Origin of the sequence: Kitasatospora sp. MY 5-36, assembly GCF_001182915.1 — a bacterium.
Lineage (GTDB): Bacteria > Actinomycetota > Actinomycetes > Streptomycetales > Streptomycetaceae > Kitasatospora.
Genome location: NZ_LFVW01001450.1, coordinates 1 through 526, shown reverse-complemented (window position 1 = coordinate 526; position 526 = coordinate 1). Strand labels below are relative to the sequence as shown.

Here is a 526-nt window from a genome sequence, read left to right as displayed (position 1 = left end):
CGGCGTTGAGTCCGCCCAGGCCTCGGACGAGTCGATGGGCGCCTCCGAGGCGGGCCCGGCGCCGCGTGCCAGCGTTCCCCTGGTGCCGTCGCAGAGTTCGACGGACGTCGCGATGACGGGCGTCGAGGAGACGGACGTCGAGGGCGAGGAGGAGGGCGAGCTCCCGGCCGCGAACTCCCGTACGGACAAGGGCAAGGGCAGGGCCGTCGAGGACGTCGAGGACGTCGAGGAGGAGAACTTCGAGTTCGCGGAGGACTCGGACGGCCTGGAGGACCTGGACGACCTGGAGCAGCTTGATCTGGAGGAGGCGATCGCGCGTTCGCGGCAGCCCCAGTACCCCGGGAACCAGGGCGAGGGGTCGGGGTCGACCCAGGCGCAGGTGTCGACCGTCGTCCAGCCGGAGGCGCCTTTCACGGCCCAGGAGTTGATCGACGAGCTGATCGGCCTGATGCCCGGGGTTCCGCAGGCGTCGGTGGCGCCGGTGGGTCTGCTGGGTCCGGACGTGTTCGGTGACCGGGTCGTCCCG

At 71.5% G+C, this 526-nt stretch carries 1 protein-coding gene; it reads left to right on the top strand.

Translation table 11 applies throughout. From position 1 onward, the window contains the following. Positions 1-82: 82 nt before the first annotated feature. A partial coding sequence (locus AE652_RS42885) for a hypothetical protein (RefSeq protein WP_199823246.1) occupies positions 83-526 on the top strand: 444 nt, incomplete at its 3' end.